The sequence below is a fragment of the Saccharopolyspora pogona genome, from assembly GCF_014697215.1.
Classification (GTDB): Bacteria; Actinomycetota; Actinomycetes; order Mycobacteriales; family Pseudonocardiaceae; genus Saccharopolyspora; species Saccharopolyspora hattusasensis.
Map to the genome: position 1 here is coordinate 1,018,987 of NZ_CP031142.1, position 19,167 is coordinate 1,038,153.

15 protein-coding genes are annotated in these 19,167 nt (G+C 66.9%); 9 read left to right on the forward strand and 6 right to left on the reverse strand.

All coding sequences use genetic code 11. The features are described 5' to 3' along the window. Positions 1 to 11 precede the first annotated feature (11 nt). Together DL519_RS04250 and DL519_RS04255 are read left to right on the forward strand one after the other, a co-directional pair. Positions 12 to 917, forward strand: coding sequence for an NAD(P)/FAD-dependent oxidoreductase (locus tag DL519_RS04250; protein ID WP_223838424.1), 906 nt, complete (start codon positions 12 to 14; stop codon positions 915 to 917). Next, the gene (locus DL519_RS04255; protein ID WP_190812985.1) at positions 914 to 1,747 is read left to right on the forward strand and encodes a class I SAM-dependent methyltransferase; all 834 of its coding nucleotides are present in this window, start codon (positions 914 to 916) and stop codon (positions 1,745 to 1,747) included. Before DL519_RS04250 ends, DL519_RS04255 begins: the two co-directional genes overlap by 4 nt. Positions 1,748 to 1,771: 24 nt before the next feature. On the opposite strand, the gene DL519_RS04260 is transcribed toward DL519_RS04255, so the two are convergent. Together DL519_RS04260 and DL519_RS04265 are read right to left on the reverse strand one after the other, a co-directional pair. Then, positions 1,772 to 2,047, reverse strand: coding sequence for a hypothetical protein (locus tag DL519_RS04260; protein WP_190812986.1), 276 nt, complete (start codon positions 2,045 to 2,047; stop codon positions 1,772 to 1,774). A gap of 18 nt (positions 2,048 to 2,065) precedes the next feature. Continuing rightward, positions 2,066 to 2,626, reverse strand: coding sequence for a GntR family transcriptional regulator (locus DL519_RS04265; protein WP_223838425.1), 561 nt, complete (start codon positions 2,624 to 2,626; stop codon positions 2,066 to 2,068). 17 nt (positions 2,627 to 2,643) lie between these two features. Here DL519_RS04265 and DL519_RS04270 point away from each other — a divergent pair, with 17 nt between their 5' ends. Beyond that, the gene (locus tag DL519_RS04270) at positions 2,644 to 3,591 is read left to right on the forward strand and encodes a S1C family serine protease (RefSeq protein WP_190812987.1); all 948 of its coding nucleotides are present in this window, start codon (positions 2,644 to 2,646) and stop codon (positions 3,589 to 3,591) included. Between the two features lie 40 nt (positions 3,592 to 3,631). After that, the gene (locus tag DL519_RS04275) at positions 3,632 to 4,303 is read left to right on the forward strand and encodes an ABC transporter permease (RefSeq protein WP_223838426.1); all 672 of its coding nucleotides are present in this window, start codon (positions 3,632 to 3,634) and stop codon (positions 4,301 to 4,303) included. A gap of 964 nt (positions 4,304 to 5,267) precedes the next feature. On the opposite strand, the gene DL519_RS04280 is transcribed toward DL519_RS04275, so the two are convergent. From DL519_RS04280 to DL519_RS48355, 3 genes are all read right to left on the reverse strand, one after another. Beyond that, a complete protein-coding gene (locus DL519_RS04280) occupies positions 5,268 to 5,438 on the reverse strand; it encodes a hypothetical protein (protein ID WP_190812988.1) in 171 nt (56 codons plus the stop codon). A gap of 459 nt (positions 5,439 to 5,897) precedes the next feature. After that, complete coding sequence (locus DL519_RS04285; protein WP_190812989.1) at positions 5,898 to 6,206, reverse strand: site-specific integrase; 309 nt, start codon at positions 6,204 to 6,206, stop codon at positions 5,898 to 5,900. After that, a complete protein-coding gene (locus DL519_RS48355; protein ID WP_263399571.1) occupies positions 6,203 to 6,337 on the reverse strand; it encodes a hypothetical protein in 135 nt (44 codons plus the stop codon). Before DL519_RS48355 ends, DL519_RS04285 begins: the two co-directional genes overlap by 4 nt. Before the next feature lie 196 nt (positions 6,338 to 6,533). On the opposite strand from DL519_RS48355, the gene DL519_RS04290 reads away from it, so the two are divergent. The 5 genes from DL519_RS04290 (at position 6,534) to DL519_RS04310 (ending at position 17,982) form a co-directional block, all read left to right on the forward strand. After that, positions 6,534 to 6,671 (forward strand): hypothetical protein, encoded by a 138-nt coding sequence (locus DL519_RS04290; RefSeq protein WP_190812990.1) that lies wholly within the window; start codon positions 6,534 to 6,536, stop codon positions 6,669 to 6,671. After that, positions 6,668 to 7,381 carry a methyltransferase domain-containing protein gene (locus DL519_RS04295; RefSeq protein ID WP_190812991.1) on the forward strand — a complete coding sequence of 238 codons (714 nt, stop codon included), beginning with the start codon at positions 6,668 to 6,670 and terminating at the stop codon, positions 7,379 to 7,381. Before DL519_RS04290 ends, DL519_RS04295 begins: the two co-directional genes overlap by 4 nt. 351 nt (positions 7,382 to 7,732) lie before the next feature. Then, positions 7,733 to 8,110 (forward strand): hypothetical protein, encoded by a 378-nt coding sequence (locus DL519_RS45590; protein WP_223838427.1) that lies wholly within the window; start codon positions 7,733 to 7,735, stop codon positions 8,108 to 8,110. A 16-nt stretch (positions 8,111 to 8,126) separates the two neighbouring features. Further along, positions 8,127 to 9,461, forward strand: a complete 1,335-nt coding sequence (locus tag DL519_RS04305; protein ID WP_190812371.1) for an ISAs1 family transposase — start codon at positions 8,127 to 8,129, stop codon at positions 9,459 to 9,461. A gap of 427 nt (positions 9,462 to 9,888) precedes the next feature. After that, complete coding sequence (locus DL519_RS04310) at positions 9,889 to 17,982, forward strand: WXG100-like domain-containing protein (RefSeq protein ID WP_190812992.1); 8,094 nt, start codon at positions 9,889 to 9,891, stop codon at positions 17,980 to 17,982. On the opposite strand, the gene DL519_RS04315 is transcribed toward DL519_RS04310, so the two are convergent. Next, the gene (locus tag DL519_RS04315; protein ID WP_190812993.1) at positions 17,909 to 19,135 is read right to left on the reverse strand and encodes an IS110 family RNA-guided transposase; all 1,227 of its coding nucleotides are present in this window, start codon (positions 19,133 to 19,135) and stop codon (positions 17,909 to 17,911) included. The two genes, DL519_RS04310 and DL519_RS04315, sit on opposite strands and share 74 nt — an antisense overlap. Between the last annotated feature and the right edge of the window lie 32 nt (positions 19,136 to 19,167).

Sequence of the window (19,167 nt, forward strand, 5' to 3'; positions counted from 1 at the left end):
TGGTCGGTGTCATGAGTTCGAACGTGGAAGACGTACTGGTCATCGGCGGTGGGGCCGCCGGGTTGAACGCCGCGCTCGTGTTGTCGCGGGCCCGCCGCCAGGTGTTGGTGGTCGACTCCGGCAGGCCGCGGAACGCGCCCGCGCACCAGTTGCACGGGTTCGTCTCGCGGGACGGCACGCCGCCGTCGGAGCTCCTGGCCATCGGTCGCGAGGAGGTCGAGCGGTACGGCGGCCGGGTCGTCGCGGGCGGCGTGCGTGCCGTGCGCCGCGATGACGGCGGTTTCGAAGTCGAGGTTTCCGACAGTGTGGTGCGGGCGTGGCGGGTGATCGTGGCGACCGGACTGCGCGACGAGCTCCCCGAGGTCCCCGGCCTGCGGGAACGGTGGGGGCGGGACGTGCTGCACTGCCCGTACTGCCACGCCTGGGAGGTCCGCGACCAGCCGTTCGGCGTGCTCGGCTGGCAGCCGGGGGCGGTGCACCAGGCCATGCTGGTGCGGCAGTGGTCCGACGACGTGGCGTTCTTCGCCGGGAACCTCGGTGACGGGGACCGGGCGAAGCTGGTCGCCCGCGGCGTTCGGATCGTGGACGGCGAGGTCAGCGGTCTGGTGGTCGAGAACGAGGAGCTGCGCGGCGTGCGACTCGCGGACGGGACCGTAGAGGCATTGTCCGCGCTGTTCGTGCCGCCCCGTTTCGTGGCCAACGACACCGTGCTGTCGGAACTGGGCTGCGAGCTCGGCGACGACGGTTGGGTCCAGGTCGATCCGAGCGGCCTGACCAGCGTGCCGGGGGTGTGGGCCGTCGGGAACGTCGTGGACCCCCACGCCCAGGTGGTGAACGCGGCGGCGGCCGGGGCCAAGGCCGCGATCGCGGTGAATTGGGACCTGATCGAAGCGGACATGCTGGAGGTGGCGCGGTGAACGACATCGACTGGGCCGCGATGGCCGACCTGTTGGAGCTCGAAGGCGAGACGCACAGCCCGTACGTGCAGGGAGCTCTCGGCGAGCTGGCACACCTGGCACCGCAGCGGATTCTGGACATCGGCAGCGGGCCGGGCGTCGCGGCCTGCGAGTTGGCGGCGGTGTTCCCGCAAGCCGAGGTCACGGCGATGGACGGGACGCCGCAACTGCTGGCGCGCGCCGGAGAACGGGCCGAGCGGCTCGGCGTGCGGCTGCGGACCCAGGTGGCCGAGTTCCCGGCCGGGCTCGCCGACCTGGCCCCGGCCGACCTGGTGTGGTCGGGGCAGGTCGTGCACCACGTCGGCGATCAGCAGGACGCGCTGAACCGGCTGGCCGGGCTGCTCGAACCCGGCGGCGTGCTGGTCGTCGTCGAGGGCGGCCTGCCGGCCCGCTGGCTCCCGCGCGACCTGGGCTTCGGGCGTCCCGGCCTGCAGTTCCGGCTGGACGCGGCGATGGCGGACCGGTTCGACCAGATGCGGGCCGACCTGCCCGGATCCATCACGGTGGCCGAGGACTGGCCGGGCATGCTGCGCGCCGCGGGGCTCACCGAGGCACGCGCCAAGACCTTCCTCGTGGACCACCCCGCGCCGCTGGCCGATGGGCCGAGGCGGTTCGCGCGGAGGGTGCTGGAACGGCAGCGCGGGGGTCTCGCGGACTCCCTGGATGCGGAGGACCTGGCGACGTTGGACAGGCTGCTGGACCCGGCCGACCCGGCGGGTATCGACCGGCGGCCGGACCTGTTCCTGCTGACCGCGAAGACCGTGCACTTCGGCCGCAAGCCCCGATCCTGATGCACCCGTGCGCGCTCCGGGCTGCTACCCGGAGCGCGCACGGTTGCCATCGTCGAGCGGGGTGGGTTGCCAGGCACGGGCGAGTTGGTTGCGCAGCAACGGTTCCGGACTGTCGTCGTCGCCGTTGAGGCCATCGTCGAGCCGGATGAGCGTGTCGCAACGGGCGAGCGCGAGGCCTCGGGCGCGAGCGGCCACGTCGTGACCGGCCTGCTCGGCGATCGGCCGCACCGCTAGCGGGCCGGGCAGCGCCAACGCCTCCGCGACCAGCGAAGCCGCGTGCCGGGCGGTCAAGTTCGTCACGCCGGCGATTGCCCGCGCTCAGCCCTCGGCGTTCTGCCGCAGGTAGGTCTCCCGGGTGTGCTCGGTGTGCTCTCGCATCAGCTGGGCCGCCCGGTCGGCTTCGCCCTTGCTGATCGCGTCGATCAGGGCCGAGTGCTCGTCCCAGTACTTCTTGCCCCGGGACTTGGCCACCGGAGTGTGGTACCAGCGGACCCGGCGGTCCACCTGGGCCGCGATCTCCACGAGGATCTTGTTGCCGGACATCTCGGTGATCCGGGCGTGCAGTTCGGCGTTGGCCGCGAACACTTCCTCGGTGTCGTCGGCCTTGAGGGCCTGGATGCCGCGCTTGTAGATCTGCTTGAGCTCGGCCACGCCCTCCTTGGTCGAGTTCAGCGCCGCGAGCCGGGCCGACTCGCCCTCCAACAGGGTGCGGACGCTCAGCAGTTGGTCGGCTTCTTCCGGGGTGGGGCTGGATGCGATCGTCCCGAGCTTGCAAAAGCGCCGCGCGTCGTCGTCGCGCAGGTGATCGCCAGTGAGCTCGGGTCGCTGGAGGCGTGGAATTAGCGCGGCATGCCCGGCGTTGCGCAATAACCACGACATTCCGGTTGGAGGCCGAGATGGCTTCGGGAGAGCGGTTCGAGGGGCTGGACGCCTACTCGCGGACGGTTGCCGCCGTGGCCTCGGCGATCACGCCGAGCGTGGCGAGCCTGCACTCGTCCGGTGAATGGGGCGACGCGGCCGGGTCGGCGGTGGTGTTCACCGCGGACGGCTTCATGCTGACCAATGCGCACGTCATCGGCCGCGCCACCGGCGGCACCGCGCGCTTCGCCGACGGCACCAGCGCCCCGTTCACCGTCGTCGGCACAGATCCGCTCTCCGACCTGGCCGTGGTCCGCGCGGTCGGCGAGACCCCGCGACCGGTGCAGCTCGGCGACAGCGACCAACTGGTGGTCGGGCAGCTCGTCGTCGCCGTCGGCAATCCGCTCGGGCTGGCCGGTTCGGTCACCGCGGGCGTGGTCAGCGGGCTCGGGCGGTCGCTGCCAGCACGAAGCGGCAACGCCGCCAGGATCATCGAGGACGTGATCCAGACCGACGCCGCGCTCAACCCGGGCAACTCGGGTGGCGCGCTGGCGGACTCGCGGGGCGTGGTCGTGGGCGTGAACACCGCGGTCGCCGGGGTCGGCCTGGGCCTGGCGATCCCGATCAACGCCACCACCCGCCGCATCATCGACTCGCTGGTCCGGCACGGCCGGGTCCGCCGCGCCTTCCTGGGCCTGGTGACGATCCCGGCGCCGCTGCCCGACGAGCTGGCCCAACGCACCGGGCAGGACACCGGCCTGCGTGTCGTGGACGTGGTCCGGCAGAGCCCGGCGGCCCGAGCCGGGCTCCACCGCGGCGACCTGGTGCTGACCGCGGGCGGCAGCCCGGTGCGCGATGCGCAGGGCCTGCAACGGCTGATGTTCGCCGAAGCCATCGGGCGACCGCTGCAGATCACCGTCACCCGCAACGGCGCGCTGGTCGACGTGATAGCGGAGCCCGTGGAACTGCTCGACAGCCCGCGCTGACCGGCCCGGGCGGAGCCCGCCCGGCGGCTAGAGTCGGACGGTGCCCTCTGCATCCATCCCGGTCACCCCGGCGCTCGGCGTGGCCATCGCGTTGCTGCTGGTCGCCGCCGCCGCGGTGACCGGCCTCGGCGGGCTGGCCCGGTACCGCGACGTGCTTTTCGCCGGTCTGCGCGGCGCGGTGCAGTTGCTCGTCGTCTCGCTGCTGATCGCCTACATCGTCCGGTGGACTGCCCTGGCCACCGCGTTCATCGTGCTGATGTTCGCGATCGCCGCCCATACCGCCGGGCGGCGCATCACCAGCGACCGCACTTGGCTGTGGGCCGGACTCCCGATCGCCGCCGGAGTCGCGCCGGCGGTGCTGGTGCTGGTCGTCACCGGTGCCGTCCCGCTGACCGGACTGGTGCTGATTCCACTGGTGGGGCAGCTGATCGGCGGAGCGCTGGTGGCGACCGCGCTGGCGCTGGGCATGGTGGACCGCGCGGCGCGGCTGGAGATCGCCCGGCCCTTGGCCGGAAGCGCCCTGGTGCCCGCGCTGGACCAGACCCGCACCGTGGGCACAGTGACGCTGCCGGGGGCCAAAGTTAAGTTAGAAGATGGGTCGCTCGTCGTGAAAATAGAGAGATGGGTGCCCGTCGTAAAAACTGGGGGCCACGTCGGCGATGTCGGGGGCCGCGGCCCCGGACTCCAGGTGCTTGACCTGCAGGTTTCGTGATGATGTCCTAAGTTGTGCAAGCTGCACAGCCCAGGGACGGGCCCTGGTGTGTATGTCTTCAACACACCGCAGGAATGCGCACCGTGCCGCCCGTTCGAGGGCCGCAGGTTGCGACTGGACACCGGGCCGACCGGCACAGTGCAAGGTACCGCGCCACCTTACCGACGTCCCGGTCAAGATCGACATCGGTGACTCCCCCGCCGGGTCGCAGTTAGCCGGCGTGTTCCACCCGAACTGCCCAGGCGCCACCAGGTCGTCACCGCCGAGCAGACCAACCAGCAGATGCAGGCCCAGGCCCTTGTGGCAGCCGCGCCTGCCCAGCAGTCCGCCATGCAGGACGAACTCGTTCACGGGCGGCTTCCTCCGCGGTGATGGCGGCTGCCAGGCGCTGTCGCCGCTCGTCCCGTTCTTCGGGGGTCTCGCCCTCCGGGCGTTCCAACATCGGCAGGTGGCAGCCCGGCACCAGCTCTCACAGCAAACCCTCGCTCTGCAGCCAGAACAGGCAGCGCCGCACAGTGCGTGTCAAGCAGTCCACGGCGGCGGCGATATCGTCCTGAGCGACCCATGTCAGCGGGCGTCCACTGCGATCAGCACACACGGCATATACGCGGCGATGCGCCAGTACCGGCGCCGCTTGGAATTCCGCTTAAATGCCGTGCCCGTGCACACCCGGATTCGGTCGACGACCGCATCGAGCCAGACGTGAGGTGATTCGGCGGGCCTGGTCTGCTCTGGCGAGACCTCCGCCGCAGCAGGAGACCGCCCGGCAGCGGGCGGTGGCGGCGTCCTGGCGCTGCCAGCGGACGCAGCCGACCCGCAGACGGACGATCTCGTCACTGCGCAGCCCGCCGAACAACCAGGTCAGCGCCAGCGCGCGGAGCAGTTCGATCGGATGCTTGCGACCGACCGGGTTGGCGTAGACGTCGCTGTGCTCGAGGTTGAGGCCGGCCCATAACAGCTTGGCTCAGACGTCGTCCGCGATCACGCGAGGGTCGGGGCCGATGAGGGCTCGGATGCTGCGAGGAGTGGCCAGCGCGCGGGCCGAGTCGAAGCGCCGTGGGATCCAGCCCCATTCCTGGCAATCCCGGAAGAACTGCCGCGCCCCGGCGAGCAGGCCGCTCTTGGTCCGCGGCATGAGCGGCTCGCCGATGCGGTGCTGCAGTGAGTCGACGCCGGTGGTCGCGGAGCGCTGACATGCCCGAGCGGACAGGGCCCACAGGTCGCGAAGGTGATCACGATCGTGCCGGTGCCGCGCTGGGTGGTCGGGTTCCAGGAGGAGCTGGTCTGGCCTTGCGGGCAGATGGCCTGTACACGGTCGAAATCGATGGTGAAGCGGGCGCGGTCGAACCCGGTGCCGGCCCGGGCCTGCGGTGAGTGGCTCGGCCAGCAGAGGAGTGATCAACGTGACACCGGAATCGGTCGCGGAACTGACGATCAGCTCGGCCGCCAGCACCGGCGGGATCGAACTGGCCCGGTGCCATCGCCCCCGTGCTACTCCGCCGCAGCCGTCAGGCCGACTGTTGGCGTCGCCCGCGTCGAACCACGCAGATCAGGGGGTCCAACCACACAGGGTGAACCAACATCTGCCGACCGGCTAGAGAACGTGGAACTTGGTGCCGTGCAGGTTCATCTGCGCGGTGGGCAGCAAGACCAATGAGCTAACCGGCCGATCCGGGAAGCGGGCGCGCACCCGTTCCTGTTGGGCGCGGATCAACACCGCGGTCGGCTCGTGGATGGGCACCTCGCGCCGAACACGCTGTTCCTTCCAGTTGTCGTAGACCAGCACCGGTTTGCCCTGCCGGTCCCGGGTGAGGCAGTCGAAGGCCAGCCGGCAGATCTCCTCCGAGCGTCGGCCGGTATCCACCAGCAACTCGACCGCCACCCGCAGCTCGCGGGAGCTCATCTGCTCGAACACATCGAGGTGCACAGGTACCGCAGGATCTCGGACGGAAGGTCTTGGCCTTCCTCTGCGGGCTCGGCCTGCTTGGGCACGTCGTGGCGGGTAATGGTGAAGTCGTCGGGCAGCCCGGACATCGGCCCGCCCGGCCGGGTCAGGCCCAGCGTACGAGCTAAGGAAGTCCTCCAGGTGCGTGTCACGCGAACTGTGTAAGCCACGGATGGGCCAAGATCGGATCAGTACGGTGATCCAGGAAGGTTCGACGACACAACCACCCACCCGGAGGTACACGCACCACTCGAACACTCCAAAGATCACCAGAGAATTTGTGAAGTGATCAGGGAGGAATCGAGGATGGGCAAGCACGGCAGCAACGTTGAGGGCGACGGCCGCGGCGACTACGACAGCACCAAGCCCGTGGAAGAGTCGTCAGACGGCACGCATTCCAGCGACGACAAGGGCGACGAGTGAATCGGCACCTACCTGCCGATCCGTGGACCTCCGAGGTCCCGCGCGAGCCGTTCATCCCCGATCGGATTTGGGTCTACCTCGGGCCCGATGGCAGACATCAGAAGCTTACCGAGATCAACCGCCAGGTGGCACCGGACCGGTGGGCGGCTGAAGTCGCCGCGAACGTCCCCATCGTCACCCAAGTCAACGACGGGGATGTTGCCGGTGACAGGGACCTCATGCCCACCTCATCGTGTTCCGTGCCGTCGCTGGTCCAGGACATGTTGGACGCATTGGACCCGCAACCTGGGGACGACATCATGGAGATCGGGGCGGGGACAGGGTGGAACGCCGCACGCCTGGCGGCCCGCGTCGGAGATCCAGGGCACGTCGTCACGATCGAAGTGGATCCCAAGGTGGCCGAGACCGCCCGGAAGAACCTCGCCGAGGTGGGCTCGCCCGCGTGCGTCATCACCACAGACGGACTCCAGGGGCTCCCGGACGCGGCACCGTATGACCGGATCATCGCGACCTGCGCCATCCGAGACACCCTTCCGGCGGCGTGGCTGGACCAGCTTAAGCCGGGCGGGAGGATCGTCACCCCGTGGACCACCGACTTCGGCCCCGGCTGCATGCTCGTCGCTGACGCCGACCTAGCCGGCACGGTCACGGGACGGTTCACTGGTGATCTCGCGTTCATGCGCGCCCGCTCCCAACGCGCCACGTTGTAGCTTGTCGAACACGGCCGCAACTTGGGTTCGCTGGTGGGCCGGGGTGCATCGTGCAGGGGCTTTCCGGTCGGGGCCAGGCCCGCGGCATGGTGGTCGCCCGTGCCGACGTCCAGGTCGAGGAACACGCCATACGTGCTGGTCATGCACCAGCTACTTCGCGTTGTGCGAGGGCTTGGTCACCGGTCGGGCATCGAAGGCTGTCACCGACAGGCGTCTCTCGCATACACCACCAGGGAGACAGTGGACCCGGCGGGCAGGTTGTGCCTGACCTTCGGGTAAGCGGCTTGGAGACGGAGAGCGGCGGGCTCATTCTGCGCTGGAAATGGTTTGGCAGGTGAGGGGCGGAGGGGCATGAACGAGCTCGCGGAGCGGGCGCGCTCCTGGTTTCACGACACTTATGGGCAGCGCGTGGCGTTGAGGGGTGAGGAGGCGAGCCTCTCGGCGGAGCAGGCTGCGTTCTTCGGTTGCCGCTATGTGGAGTCTGGCGAGCCGATGTTGGCGGCGACGATCTGCGTGTCTCTGGACGGGAAAGCCGGGGTGATGCGACCCCCGGAACCCGCGCAGGCTGCGTGGTTTGGTCCGATGGTGGCCGAGCTTGGACCTGTGGTCGGTGTTAGCGTTCATGAGCATTGGTTCGGGGTTTTGGAGGAGATCGCTTCTTTTCCCGCGCAGACCCAGGTACTCGTGTGGTTGCGGAGGAGGGATACCCGGGGCCGGGAGCAGGGCTAAGGCAAGATCGCGCTGAGTGATCAACTCAGCTCGTAGGGTTGCCGGCCGGGTTGGCGTGCTGGGCCGGGAAATGGAGGATGGCCTCCTTCTGGGATCATGGAGATTGCGAAATAACCAAACTCCAGAAGAAGGCCATCCGTTGTCATTTTCTCATGGCTCGTCATGGGCGTCGTTTCCGGGTAGCGCCGGCGGTGACGATGCCGATCTGGCGGAACTGATGAAGTTGCTCGGCAAGGTGCCGGATCGCCGTAAGCGGAAGGGCCGCGTGTATAGTTTGGCGTTCCTTCTCGCGGCGTCGTTGATCGCTGTGCTGGCGGGCGCGTCGAATTTCCGGCAGATCGCCGACCAGGTCGCCGATCTGCCGGCGTCGTTACTGCGGAAAATAGGTGGACGATGGTGCTGGTTCCGCGGCTTTTTCCGTGTCCCGGATACGTCCACGATCCGGCGCGCGCTGGAAGATGTCGATGTAGCGAAGCTGGAAGGACTGATCGGGCCGTGGCTGCTGCGTCATGCCCGGCCTATCCCGGGCGGCACGTTGCGGCTGGCTATCGACGGCAAAGTGCTGCGCGGTTCGTGGATCGGGGATCACGAGTCGTTCACGCTGTTCTCCGCGATGATCCACTGCGATGGTGTCACCGTCGCCCAAGTGGCCGTTCCTCCGGGAACCAACGAGATCACCCAGGTCACGGCCCTGCTCGACGGTGTCTCCCGCGGTGTGGACGGCCGTGTGGTGGTCACCATGGACGCCGCGCACACCCAGCGAGAGACCGCCGAATACATTGCCGGCGAACGCGGATTCGACTACGTCATGACAGTAAAGGGAAATCAAGCGGTGCTTAAGGAAAAGGTATTCGACCGCGTTCTTCCGCTCTTGCGGAAAACACCGCATCATGTCGTCGTCGATGACACCCACGGCCGGATACGCCGCTGGACTACCTGGATTACCGACGCCGGCGGAATCGATTTCCCACACGCGCGTTCCGTAGCCTGCGTCAAACGAGAAGAAACAACTTTTTCCGGAGAACTCGTCAGCAAAGAGCGCGCCTGGATCATCACCAGCCAGAACACCACCACAGTCACCGCCGAAGACCTACACGACCAAGTCCGCGACCACTGGGGAATAGAAAACAAAAGCCATCACGTCCGTGACACGACATACCACGAAGACGCACAACAAATCTATACCGGGACCGGTGCCCATATACTGGCAACATTACGGAATACCGCAATATCGATGCTTCGCATAACTGGACACAACGACATCCGCCGGACAACCGAATGGATCAGCAGGGACCGCACACGAACACTCCCCCTCCTGTCACTCCAAGTTGCAGGGCGCAACACACAGTGATCTTGCCTTTGCCCTGGGGCCGGGAGAGTGTCGGGCACCTGTTGGTGGTTGTGAACGCTACCGATGGTGTTCAGCTGTTTGACCCGATGGATGGGCGTGCTCAGCCGCTCATCGAAACCGCACCGTTCGAGCTCCGGGTCATGCGCTTTGACTCGTGAGTACGAATACGTGCTGCAGTTCCCCTTTCACTCGCGAACATATCCGTCGAAAGCGACGTCTTCATGGATTCGAGTGGCGTGGTGAACCTTGCTGCTTGAAGGAGCCGTGTTCTCGTTGTGAGAGGCGTGTTGTGGTTCGGGTGCCGGGCGGCTGAGGTCGCCCGGCTATCGGGTTTTTGCGCGTCACCGCGCCGGTGGATCCAAGGGCTGATTCCCGTATACATCGTTGCTGCCATGTGTTGTGGCGGCGTTGGGGTTGGGTGGTTGTGATGTTTTCTTCGATCATGGTGCCGGAGGGGGTGAGGCGGCTTTTTCAGGTGTTGACGGGTGAGGATATGACGGATGCGGATGAGGGTGGGTTGTTCGCGGTGGCGGATGCGTTGGAGTCGGGTGCGGTGGGGGTGGGGGAGGTAGGGCCGTTTTTGGCGGAATTGGTGGCGAAGGTGCGGACGGAGTTTTCGGGGAAGGCGGCGGACCGGTTCGCGGGGGGTTTGGAGATTTTCGATGGGTTGCTGGCTTCGGGTGAGGGGGCGTTGCGGGAGTTGGCGGTGTTCGTGCGGGATCTGGCGCGGCAGGTGCGGTATTTGAAGTTGGTGACGATTTATGGTTTGGAGTTGTTGTTGTTTGAGATGGCGTGGGCGGTGTATTGGGCGGGGGCGACCGGTGGCGCGTCGATGGCGTGGCTGGCGGCGCGGATGGCGGTGATGCGGTTTTTGTTGTCGCGGTGGTGGGGCCAGTTGTTTATGCGGTTGGCGATGGCGGCGGCCGGTGGTGTGGCGTTCAACGTGGTACCGGATATGCAGGCCCAGTTGCAGATGCTGGGTGAGAAGTCGGCTGAGAAGTGGGACGGGAAGCTCACCGAGCAGGCGGCGGGAATGGGGGCGTTCTCGGCGTTGGTGTCGCTGCCGTTGTCGGCGGTAGGCGGCCTGGTGAGCAACGCGTTGACGAAGGTGCTGGTGAAGGGGCTGGGCGATGGGGTGGACGAGAAGATTCTGGAGGCGGCGGCAAAGAAAGCGGTGGCCGAGCACGCGGAGAAGTATCCGGTGTCGGCGATGGCGAAGTTCGCGGATGCGGTGGGGGAGCACCTGGATCATTACGCGGGGATGTCGGTGCGGGGCATGTGGTCGGCACGGTTCGGCAGCGGGATCGGGGAGGCGTTGTCCGAGGGCTTGGGCGAGTTGTTCGGCGAGGTGGGGTATCTAGCGGCCTCGGGCCAGGAAGTGACCTGGAACCCGTTCTCGGTGACGGCGGGCGTGTTCGAGTCGGTGTTCAGTGGTGTGGGCAATCTGGCGGGGTTGGCGTGGCGGGGCAAGCTGCACCCGGAAGGCCCGAGCCCCTACCTCGACGACACCAGCCGGCGTCAGGACACCACCACCGAGGGTGGCGGGTTCGACAGGGAGAAGACCCCGCTGCTGGGGATAGGGCCTGGGTCGCAGACAGGGGATACCCCTGGCTCCCCGGACAAGGACAACACGCTCGATTCCTCCGATTCCTTCGATTCCTCCGATTCCTCCGATGCCTCGGATGTGTCTGATGTGGACTCTGTTTTCTCGGTATCGGATACCGGGTCGGTGGATTCGGCTGCGGTGCCGGTGTCCTCTGGTGATGACCTGGTGGTGTCCGGTTCCCCTCCGGTGTCTGCTGTTGTGGGCGGCACGGACGGTAAGAGGGGCGCCGATGACAGTGTGCCGGGCGAGAAGCCGGCTCGTGGTGTTCCAGAGGTGCCCGGTTCCAGGCAGGACCGGCCAGGCGCACCGCTGCCGGCACATTCCGACGGGGTAGTGGGTTCTGGGCAGGATCGGTCAGGGACGCCGCTGCCGGGGTATTCCGATGAGGTGGTGGGTTCTGGGCGGGACCGGTCGGGGACGCCGCTGCCGGCACATTCCGATGGGGTAGTGGGTTCTGGGCGGGACCGGTCGGGGACGCCGCCGCCGGCGTATTCCGATGGGGTAGTGGGTTCCGGCCAGGATCGATCGGGGACGCCGCCGCCGGCGTACCGTCCGGTTGCCGGTGGCGATCAGGTGCCCGGAGCGCATGGTGTGGATGTGCCCGGGAACCGGCCGCTGGAGGTGCTTACCTCCCAGACCCCGGACTCACCGGCGGTGACCCCACATGCTTCGGGTGCGCCCGCGGATACCGCGCTACCGGAGACTGGCAGGTCCGGGTCTGTCGTGGACTCCGACAGTGGTGTGGTGTCCCCGGAGCATGGGTCCTCGCCGGGTGGCTGGACCGGCCGCGATGCGGATTCCCATGTGGACTCGGTCGCGGCGCATGGGGATTCGCATCGCGTGGATGGGGCTGCGGTGTCGCCGGATTCGACGATGGTGCCGGCGGACGGGTCGCAGCCGGCCCCGTATCTGCATCGGGATCCGGCGGCGGCCTTGCCTGTGGGCTTGCCGGTGGACGCGGTGCGGGTGCCGGTGCCCGCGAATGTGGTTGCTGGTGGCGGGTTGGCGGAGTTCGTGCGGGGCGGTGTGGCGGATTCCCCGGGCGGGCCTGTGCTGCTGGTCGCGCAGGGCAATCCGACTGCGGGCGTGGTGGTCTCGCCTGGTCAGGGTTCGGCTCTGGCGCAGGGTATGGGGCGTGATGTTGTCGCGTTGACGTCGGGACAGGGCGAGCGCACACCGCAGTGGACGGTATTCGGTACGGACGGTTCGGCTAGGCCGGTGGCCGGGCCCGGTGCCCCGGTGCCGGTTGGCGGGCACGGGAGCCTGACCGGTCTGGCGGACGCCTCGACTGCTGTTCCGGTTGGTCCGGCAGCGTCGGGAAGAGCGCCGGTGGGGCAGTGGTCGGGCACGGACCTGCGCGGCGAGATCGATCGGGCGAGGGACGGGCGCCGGTCTGGCGATGATGAGTCGACGGCGCGGCGGATTGTTCAGGCCACACATGACGTCCGGCGGTTGGCTCGTGGGGATGCTGCCGTGTCGCTGGAGGACGTGGTGGCGCTGGTCGCGGCCAAGCACCACGAACTCGGCGATGATCACCGAAACCAGGTGGTGGAGTTCTCCCGGGCGCTGGCCGACAGGCTGGGCACGCAGGGCAGCGGACTGGCCGCCCAGGCCGGGGCAGGGCCGGAGGGTCACACAGCGGACGGCAGTGCGTCGTCGGGCAGCCCAGGATCGAGCCGGACCGAGACGCTTGACGAAAAGAAGGCAAGGCGGAATGCAAATAACAGCAAGCGTCGGGCCAATAATAAGGCGGCGCGGCGTGTGCGGCGTGCGCAGTTGGAGGAGTCGCTGGGGAAGCTTAAGGCTGACCAGGCTTCGTTGGAGGCGTTGCCGGGGTGGGATGGGGCGGATGCGGGTTTGCGGGGGCAGTGGGAGGCGCTGCAGAAGGAGATCGCGCCGGTGCAGGCGGAGTTCGACGGGATTGTGGCGGAGGATAAGCGGCTGCGTGACCTGGACTTGGTACGTGTGCGTCGGTATAAGCAGCGGCAGGCTGCGTTGTTGGGCGGGGGAGGGTCTTCGTCTGCTGGTGAGTCCGCTCAGGTAGCGGGGTGGTCACAGGAGTTTGCGGCGGCCGCGCTGAGTGAGTTGATCACTAACGCGGAGGCTGGGTTGCAGAGGATGCGCGATGAGGGGTGGCCAGTTTACGTAGGCGGGGTGGATGTAGGCGTAGATGGTCTGATCGCTGATATGCGGGCGCGCGAGGAGGGCGTGGGAGTTTTCGGGGGTGATGACGGTCTCCGGAATGTGTTGGCTCATTACATGTTGAGTCATCCGGGAGATGGGGTCGGCATGGTGGAGTTGGAGGAAAGGCTTCATGAGTTGACGGCGGCGGCGCAGTTGGATGAGTGGGCGGGGGTCGCGGGTCGGGATGCTGTGGACCGGTTGTTGGTTGTTGCGGATGGGATTTTGGGGCCGTTGAAGGCGTCGGGGCGGTTCCGGGTTGTGCTGGCGCACTGGTTGGGCGAGCACCCGGGCGACTGGCAGGGTGTTCAAGTGGTGCGAGGGGGACTGGCCGATTCCCTGTCCGGTGACCTCGACCTTGGCATGGCGAGGAGTGGTTTGACTCGCGACGCGTTCGAGGAGGTGAGAGCGGAAGAGGAACGTTGGCAGGCAGATCGTGCTGGGAATGAGGCGGTGGCTGGGGTCGTTGCTGCCCCGATGGTGCGCGGGGCCGTTGTTGATCCGGGGCTCAGCGTTATTCATCAGATTAGTTCGGTGAAGCGGACGTTCGCGGATGCCAGTAGGGCGTTGCGGCAGTTGGCCGACGAACACGGTCAAGATGCCGTGGACCGTTTGTATGCTCCGGCGGAGAAGGTCTTGGGGCCCCTTCACGAGTCCCGGCCGTTCCGGGATGTGATCGCACACGAGTTGATGAAGAACCCCCGGGATCATCAGCAGTTGCAGCAGTTGATGACGAACCCGCAGGCCGATCGGCAGTTGCAGCAGTTGCGGTGGAGACTGGTCCATTACCTGGCTGGCGACCTGGGTGGTGGTGCGGACTCGAGTGCTGCCGACGACTTGCTTTCCGCCACGGTGACCCCGATCCCTGGAACGAACGAGGCTCGGTCTAAAGAGCAACAGATGTATTTCCGGCGCGTGGCGGTGGGCAAGGCGCTTAGTGGTTTGCCGGACAAGGATGCTGTCGAACGGGTGCTGCGAGACGAGGCACGTGTGGACGGGCTCCTCGGGGGTTACAACAGCAGGTCCGATTTGGAAGCTCGGTTCAAGAGGAGGAGGGGATGGGCTGACCCAGTTATTGCTGATGTCCGGAGGCAGCTGACATCCGATTTGGACGCTGCGGTGGGTTCTCTGCAGCAGATTTTGGCGGAGGGGGAGACAAGCACTGACCTGCGGAACGCATATGAAGCCAAGATCACGAAGTGGTCGTTTATTCATCCGCAGACGTCGGTCAAAGAGCTCCACAGCCGGGTAGCGGACGCTTCCGCTGCTGTTCGGGAGCTGCGTCGGAATAACGCGATGCGGGAATTGCGGGAGACTTACAAGACATCATACGGCGGGTACGCGCAGCTGCAAGTTCTGCACGGTCGAGATCATGTGGTCCGCGAGTTCGACCTGCACTTCGGGGGAATGCAGGATGATCAATTGCGGGATGCGGTCGCGCATCGGCTGCTGACGAATGGCGGTCAGATAGGGGATGCGCAGGCGTTTCTGCAGCGACTGCATGGTCTGAGGCTCGCGGCATCGGCCGTGATTGCGGGTGCGGGGCCGGAGTCGGCTGGGGACTTGCTGTCGGGGTCCACTGAGGATGTGTCGAGTGATGCGGAGACCGATGACACCGAGAGCGTCTTCGACGAGGCAGAACGGGCAGAGCTGCTGGAGCGGCTTCAGCGCTTGAGGGGAGACGCGGAGCCGTCGGAGTCGCACCGCTCCAGTGGATTGCGGGAGTCTGGTGGTCGTGGTGCGCGGTCTGATGAGGAGTTCTTGGCTGACGACTCGTCGGAGGCGTCGTCGGATTCGGACGTGTCGGAGTCTTGGTCTGCTTCGGGCGGTTTGGGCGGCAGTGTGTCTTCGTTGGAGTCGTCGGTGGCGGATGTGCATGGGGAGATCGATCGGGCGAAGGAGGTGGGCTGGTCCAGCGATGATGAGGTGGCGGCGCGGCGGATTGTGCAGGGCACGCATGACATCCGGCGGTTGGGTCGTGGGGATGGCGACGTGTCGGTGAACGATGTGGTGGCGCTGGTCGCGGCCAAGCACCACGAGCTCGGCGATGATCACCAGGACGAGGTGGTGGAGTTTTCCCAGGCGCTGGCCGAAAAGCTGGGTACGCGGGGCAGCGGGCTGGCCATCCAGGCGGGGGCAGGTCCGGAGGGTCACACAGCGGGCGGCGGTGCGTCGGGTTCTTCGTCGGGTGCTGTGCCGCGCGATGTGGAGGGAGCACACCAGCGCAAGGGTCGGGCCAGTGATAAGGCGAAGCGGCGTGCGCGGATTGCGGAGTTGGGGGAGTCGCTGAAGAAGCTTAAGGCTAACCAAGCTTCGTTGGAGGCGTTGCCGGGGCGGGATGGGGCGGGTGCGGATCGGCAGGCGGAGTTGGCGGCGCTGCAGGAGGAGATCGCGCCGGTGCAGGCGGAGTTCGACGAGATTGCGGCGGAGGATAAGCGGTTGCGTGACGAGGACACGGCACGTTCGCGTCAGTATAGGGAGAGGAAGGCTGAGCAGAGGAAGGCTGCGCAGCGGCAGGCTGGCAAGATCGAGTCGAAGCTGGAGGCTGCGCGGGTGGCTGCGGAGAAGCGGGCTCCGGAGTTGTCTGGTGGGGGAGGGTCTTCGTCTGCTGTCGGGAGTTTGTCAGGGGCTGCGTCGGCTGAGGTTGCTAAGCCGGCTGTTGTTGTTGAGTTGTCGGGGTTGGTCGGGCATTTGGAGGAGCGTTTGGCGGCGTGGCCGGCGGATTTCCGTCCGGATGTGCGTGCCCAGGTCGCGGAGTTGAGGAATGTGGTGCAGCAGGAAGGCTGGACCCCGGAGCAGCTGCAGCGGATCGCGCCGAAGCTGGAGGCGCTGCGGGCGGCCGCCGGAGAGTACTTGCGGAATTTTGAGTCAGGGCAGATTGCGGCGGGGAATACGGCGGCTGTTAAGCCGGCTGTTGTTGTTGAGTTGTCGGGGTTGGTCGGGCGTATGGAGGAGCATTTTGCGGCGTTGCCGGCGGATTTCCGTCCGGATGTGCGTGCCCAGGTCGCGGCTGCGAGGGCGGCGGTGCAGCAGGAAGCCTGGACCCCGGAGCAGCTGCGGCGGATCGGGTCGAGGCTGCGGGGGATGCGGGCGGCCGAGCAGTGGTTGCGGGACGCGCCGGAGTTCTTGGACGTGATGACCCATCCATTGTCATCGGATGGAGCCTTGGAGTCTATTGACGCGGTGCAGGGAAGGCTGGCCGATACTTGGGCAGCGATGACGGCTCTGAGCGCGGGTGTGGCGCCAGGTGCGGTTCCGCGACCGGAGGATCAGGTATCGGTGCGATCAGGGGAGGATGCGGCGCCAGCCGAGCTGGCGGAGTTGGTGTCTGGTGGGGGAGGATTTTCGCCTGCTGGTGGATCTCCTGCCGTGAGCTTGCCGGAGGCTGCATCGGCTGAGGTTGTGAAGCCGGCTGTGGTTGTTGAGTCGGGGATTGTGATGTCGTCCGATTTGGACGAGGACGTTCGTGCTGTCGCGCGTGTTTTGCCGGTTGAGGATGGCGTGTTGGCGGTGGTGGTGAAAGGTGATGGGCGCGGTGGAGTGCTTATCGGCGGCGAGAGTGCGGATGCCCAGCAGTTGGCTAGTTTGATTCGACCGGGAATGGTCGGGAGGAGGGCGATCCGGCTGTATGCCGGTGAGGTCTCGGAGGAGTTCGCGCAGGTGCTGGATGGGGCGTTGGATGCCGAGGTGATCTGGACGCCGGACATGGTGTTCGGTCCGGAGACCAATGTGTTTGGCACCTGGAATACGACTCGGAGGGACGATTCGCCACCAGAACAGCCGCCCTCTGACGTTCCTGAGCAGGTGCTGGGTCCGGGCGTAGCGGAGATTCAGGCGGGAATTATGGTGTCGCCGTCTGATTTGGGCGAGGAGCTTCTTGCTGTAGCGAGTGGTTTGCCGGTTGAGGATGGCGTGTTGGCGGTGGTGGTGAAAGGTGATGGGCGCGGTGGAGTGCTTATCGGCGGCGAGAGTGCGGATGCCCAGCAGTTGGCTGGTTTAATTCGATCGAGAATGGGCGGGCGGCGAGCGATTCGGTTGTATGCCTGTGGGGTCTCGGAGGAGTTCGCGCAGGTGCTGGATGGTGCGTCGGGTGTTGAGGTGCTCTGGACGCGGGGCATAGTCTGGTTCGGTCCCGAGACCCAGCCGTTTGCCTCCATGGTTGGTGGTTGGTACTTGGATGAGCACTCCACGATGCGTCCTGACTATTCGCAGGGCGTTTGGGAGACGACGCGGAGGGGTCAGTGGCCATCGGGGCAGGGCCCGTCTGATGTTTCCTTGCCGCCGGGGTTGCCTGGGTTGAGTCCTAACTGGGTGCATCTGCGTGCGGAGACGGCGCGGTTCCGTGCGGGGCCGTTGCCGGATCTGGGATGGCTGCGGGAGTCCGAGCAGGCTGCGAAAGTGGCCCAGGCGCGTAGGAAGATCGTGGCGGCTGGTGAGAAGCTGACCCAGGTTTCCAGCATGGTGGATGCGCCCGTGCTGGAGGCGCCGGCGAGCAGGGTCACGGCGGCTGATTCCGCTGAGACCGATGCGTTGCTCAAGGCGGCGACGGATGAGACTGCCTCGGCTGATGTGAGTGTCGGGCGTGCTCAGCGGCAAGCTGAGAAGTTGACGGTTGTGGAGGGAGATCTGGCGGAGGTCAGACACCCCATGATTTTGTTTGTCAAGCGGCGGCTTGCTGGTCTCGGTTGTGGTGTGCCCAGGCGGTGTGTTCGTCGTAGGTGCTCCGGGTCTTGAGGCAGCCGTGCAGGATGCCGACGAGTCGGTTGGACAGCTGGCGTAAGGCGGCGTGGTGGTTCATGCCGCGGCCGCGGAGCTCGTCGTAGTAGGCGCGGGCGCCGGGTGAGGCGCGGAGGGCGCAGAAGGCCTGCTGGTGCAGGGCGTCGACGAGCCGGTCGTTGTGGACGAAGCGGGCCAGCACGGTCTTCTTCTTACCGGACTGGCGGGTGATCGGGCTGGTGCCGGCGTAGTTCTTCCGGTTCTTCGCGCTCGCGTAGCGGTCGGCGTCGTCGCCGAACTCGCCGAGGGCCCGGGCCCCGAGGATCTGTCCCATGCCGGGCTGGGACAGGTAGATCTCAGCGTCCCGGGCTCGGCCAAAACACGCCTGCACCTGCTCTTGCACGGCGGCGATCTCGGTGTTGAAGGCAGTGATCACGCTAACCAGGGACCGCACCGTCACCGCGTAGGCGGCGGCCACGGCCGGCGGCTGGGTCAGGTGTTCAGTGTGCAGCGCGGTCTGGATCGCGGTGGTCTTCTCGTCCACGTTGCGGCGCCGGGCCCGCTTGAGCGCGCCCGTGATCTGCGCGCGTGACACCCTGGCCGCCTGGTCCGGGTCCGGTGCCCGGCCAAGGAGTTCCAGTGCATCCGGGGCGAGGAGATCGTCGAAGGCTTCCAGCGCGGCGGGGAAGAACTCGCGCAGCGCGGTGCGTAGCCGCAGCATGTGCCGGTGCCGGTCCCAGATCAGCGTCTGGTGCGCCCGCGCCACCACCTTCACGGCCTGGGCCTGCTCGGTGTCACCGGCGACCGCGCGTAACTGATGACGGTCGGTGCGCACCATGTCGGCCAGGGCGTGCGCGTCCCCGGCGTCGCTTTTGGCGCCCGAGGTGCCGTGCCGCTCCCGATAGCGCGCCACCTGCCGCGGGTTGATCGCATACACCGTGTACCCGGCCGCGATCAGCGCCTGGACCCATGGACCTCGATCAGTCTCAATCCCGATCACGACCTGGTCAGGCTCGGCGCCCTCGGGCAGATGCTCACCGATCAGCGCGTGCAGCCGGGCAACCCCGGTCACGCCCTCCGGCAGCCGAGCCCGACCCAGCCGCCGACCCGTCTCATCCTGCACCTCGACATCGTGGTGATCTTCAGCCCAGTCATCTCCGACGAACAACACATACCCTCCACACGGTCAGCATCGTGTCCTGA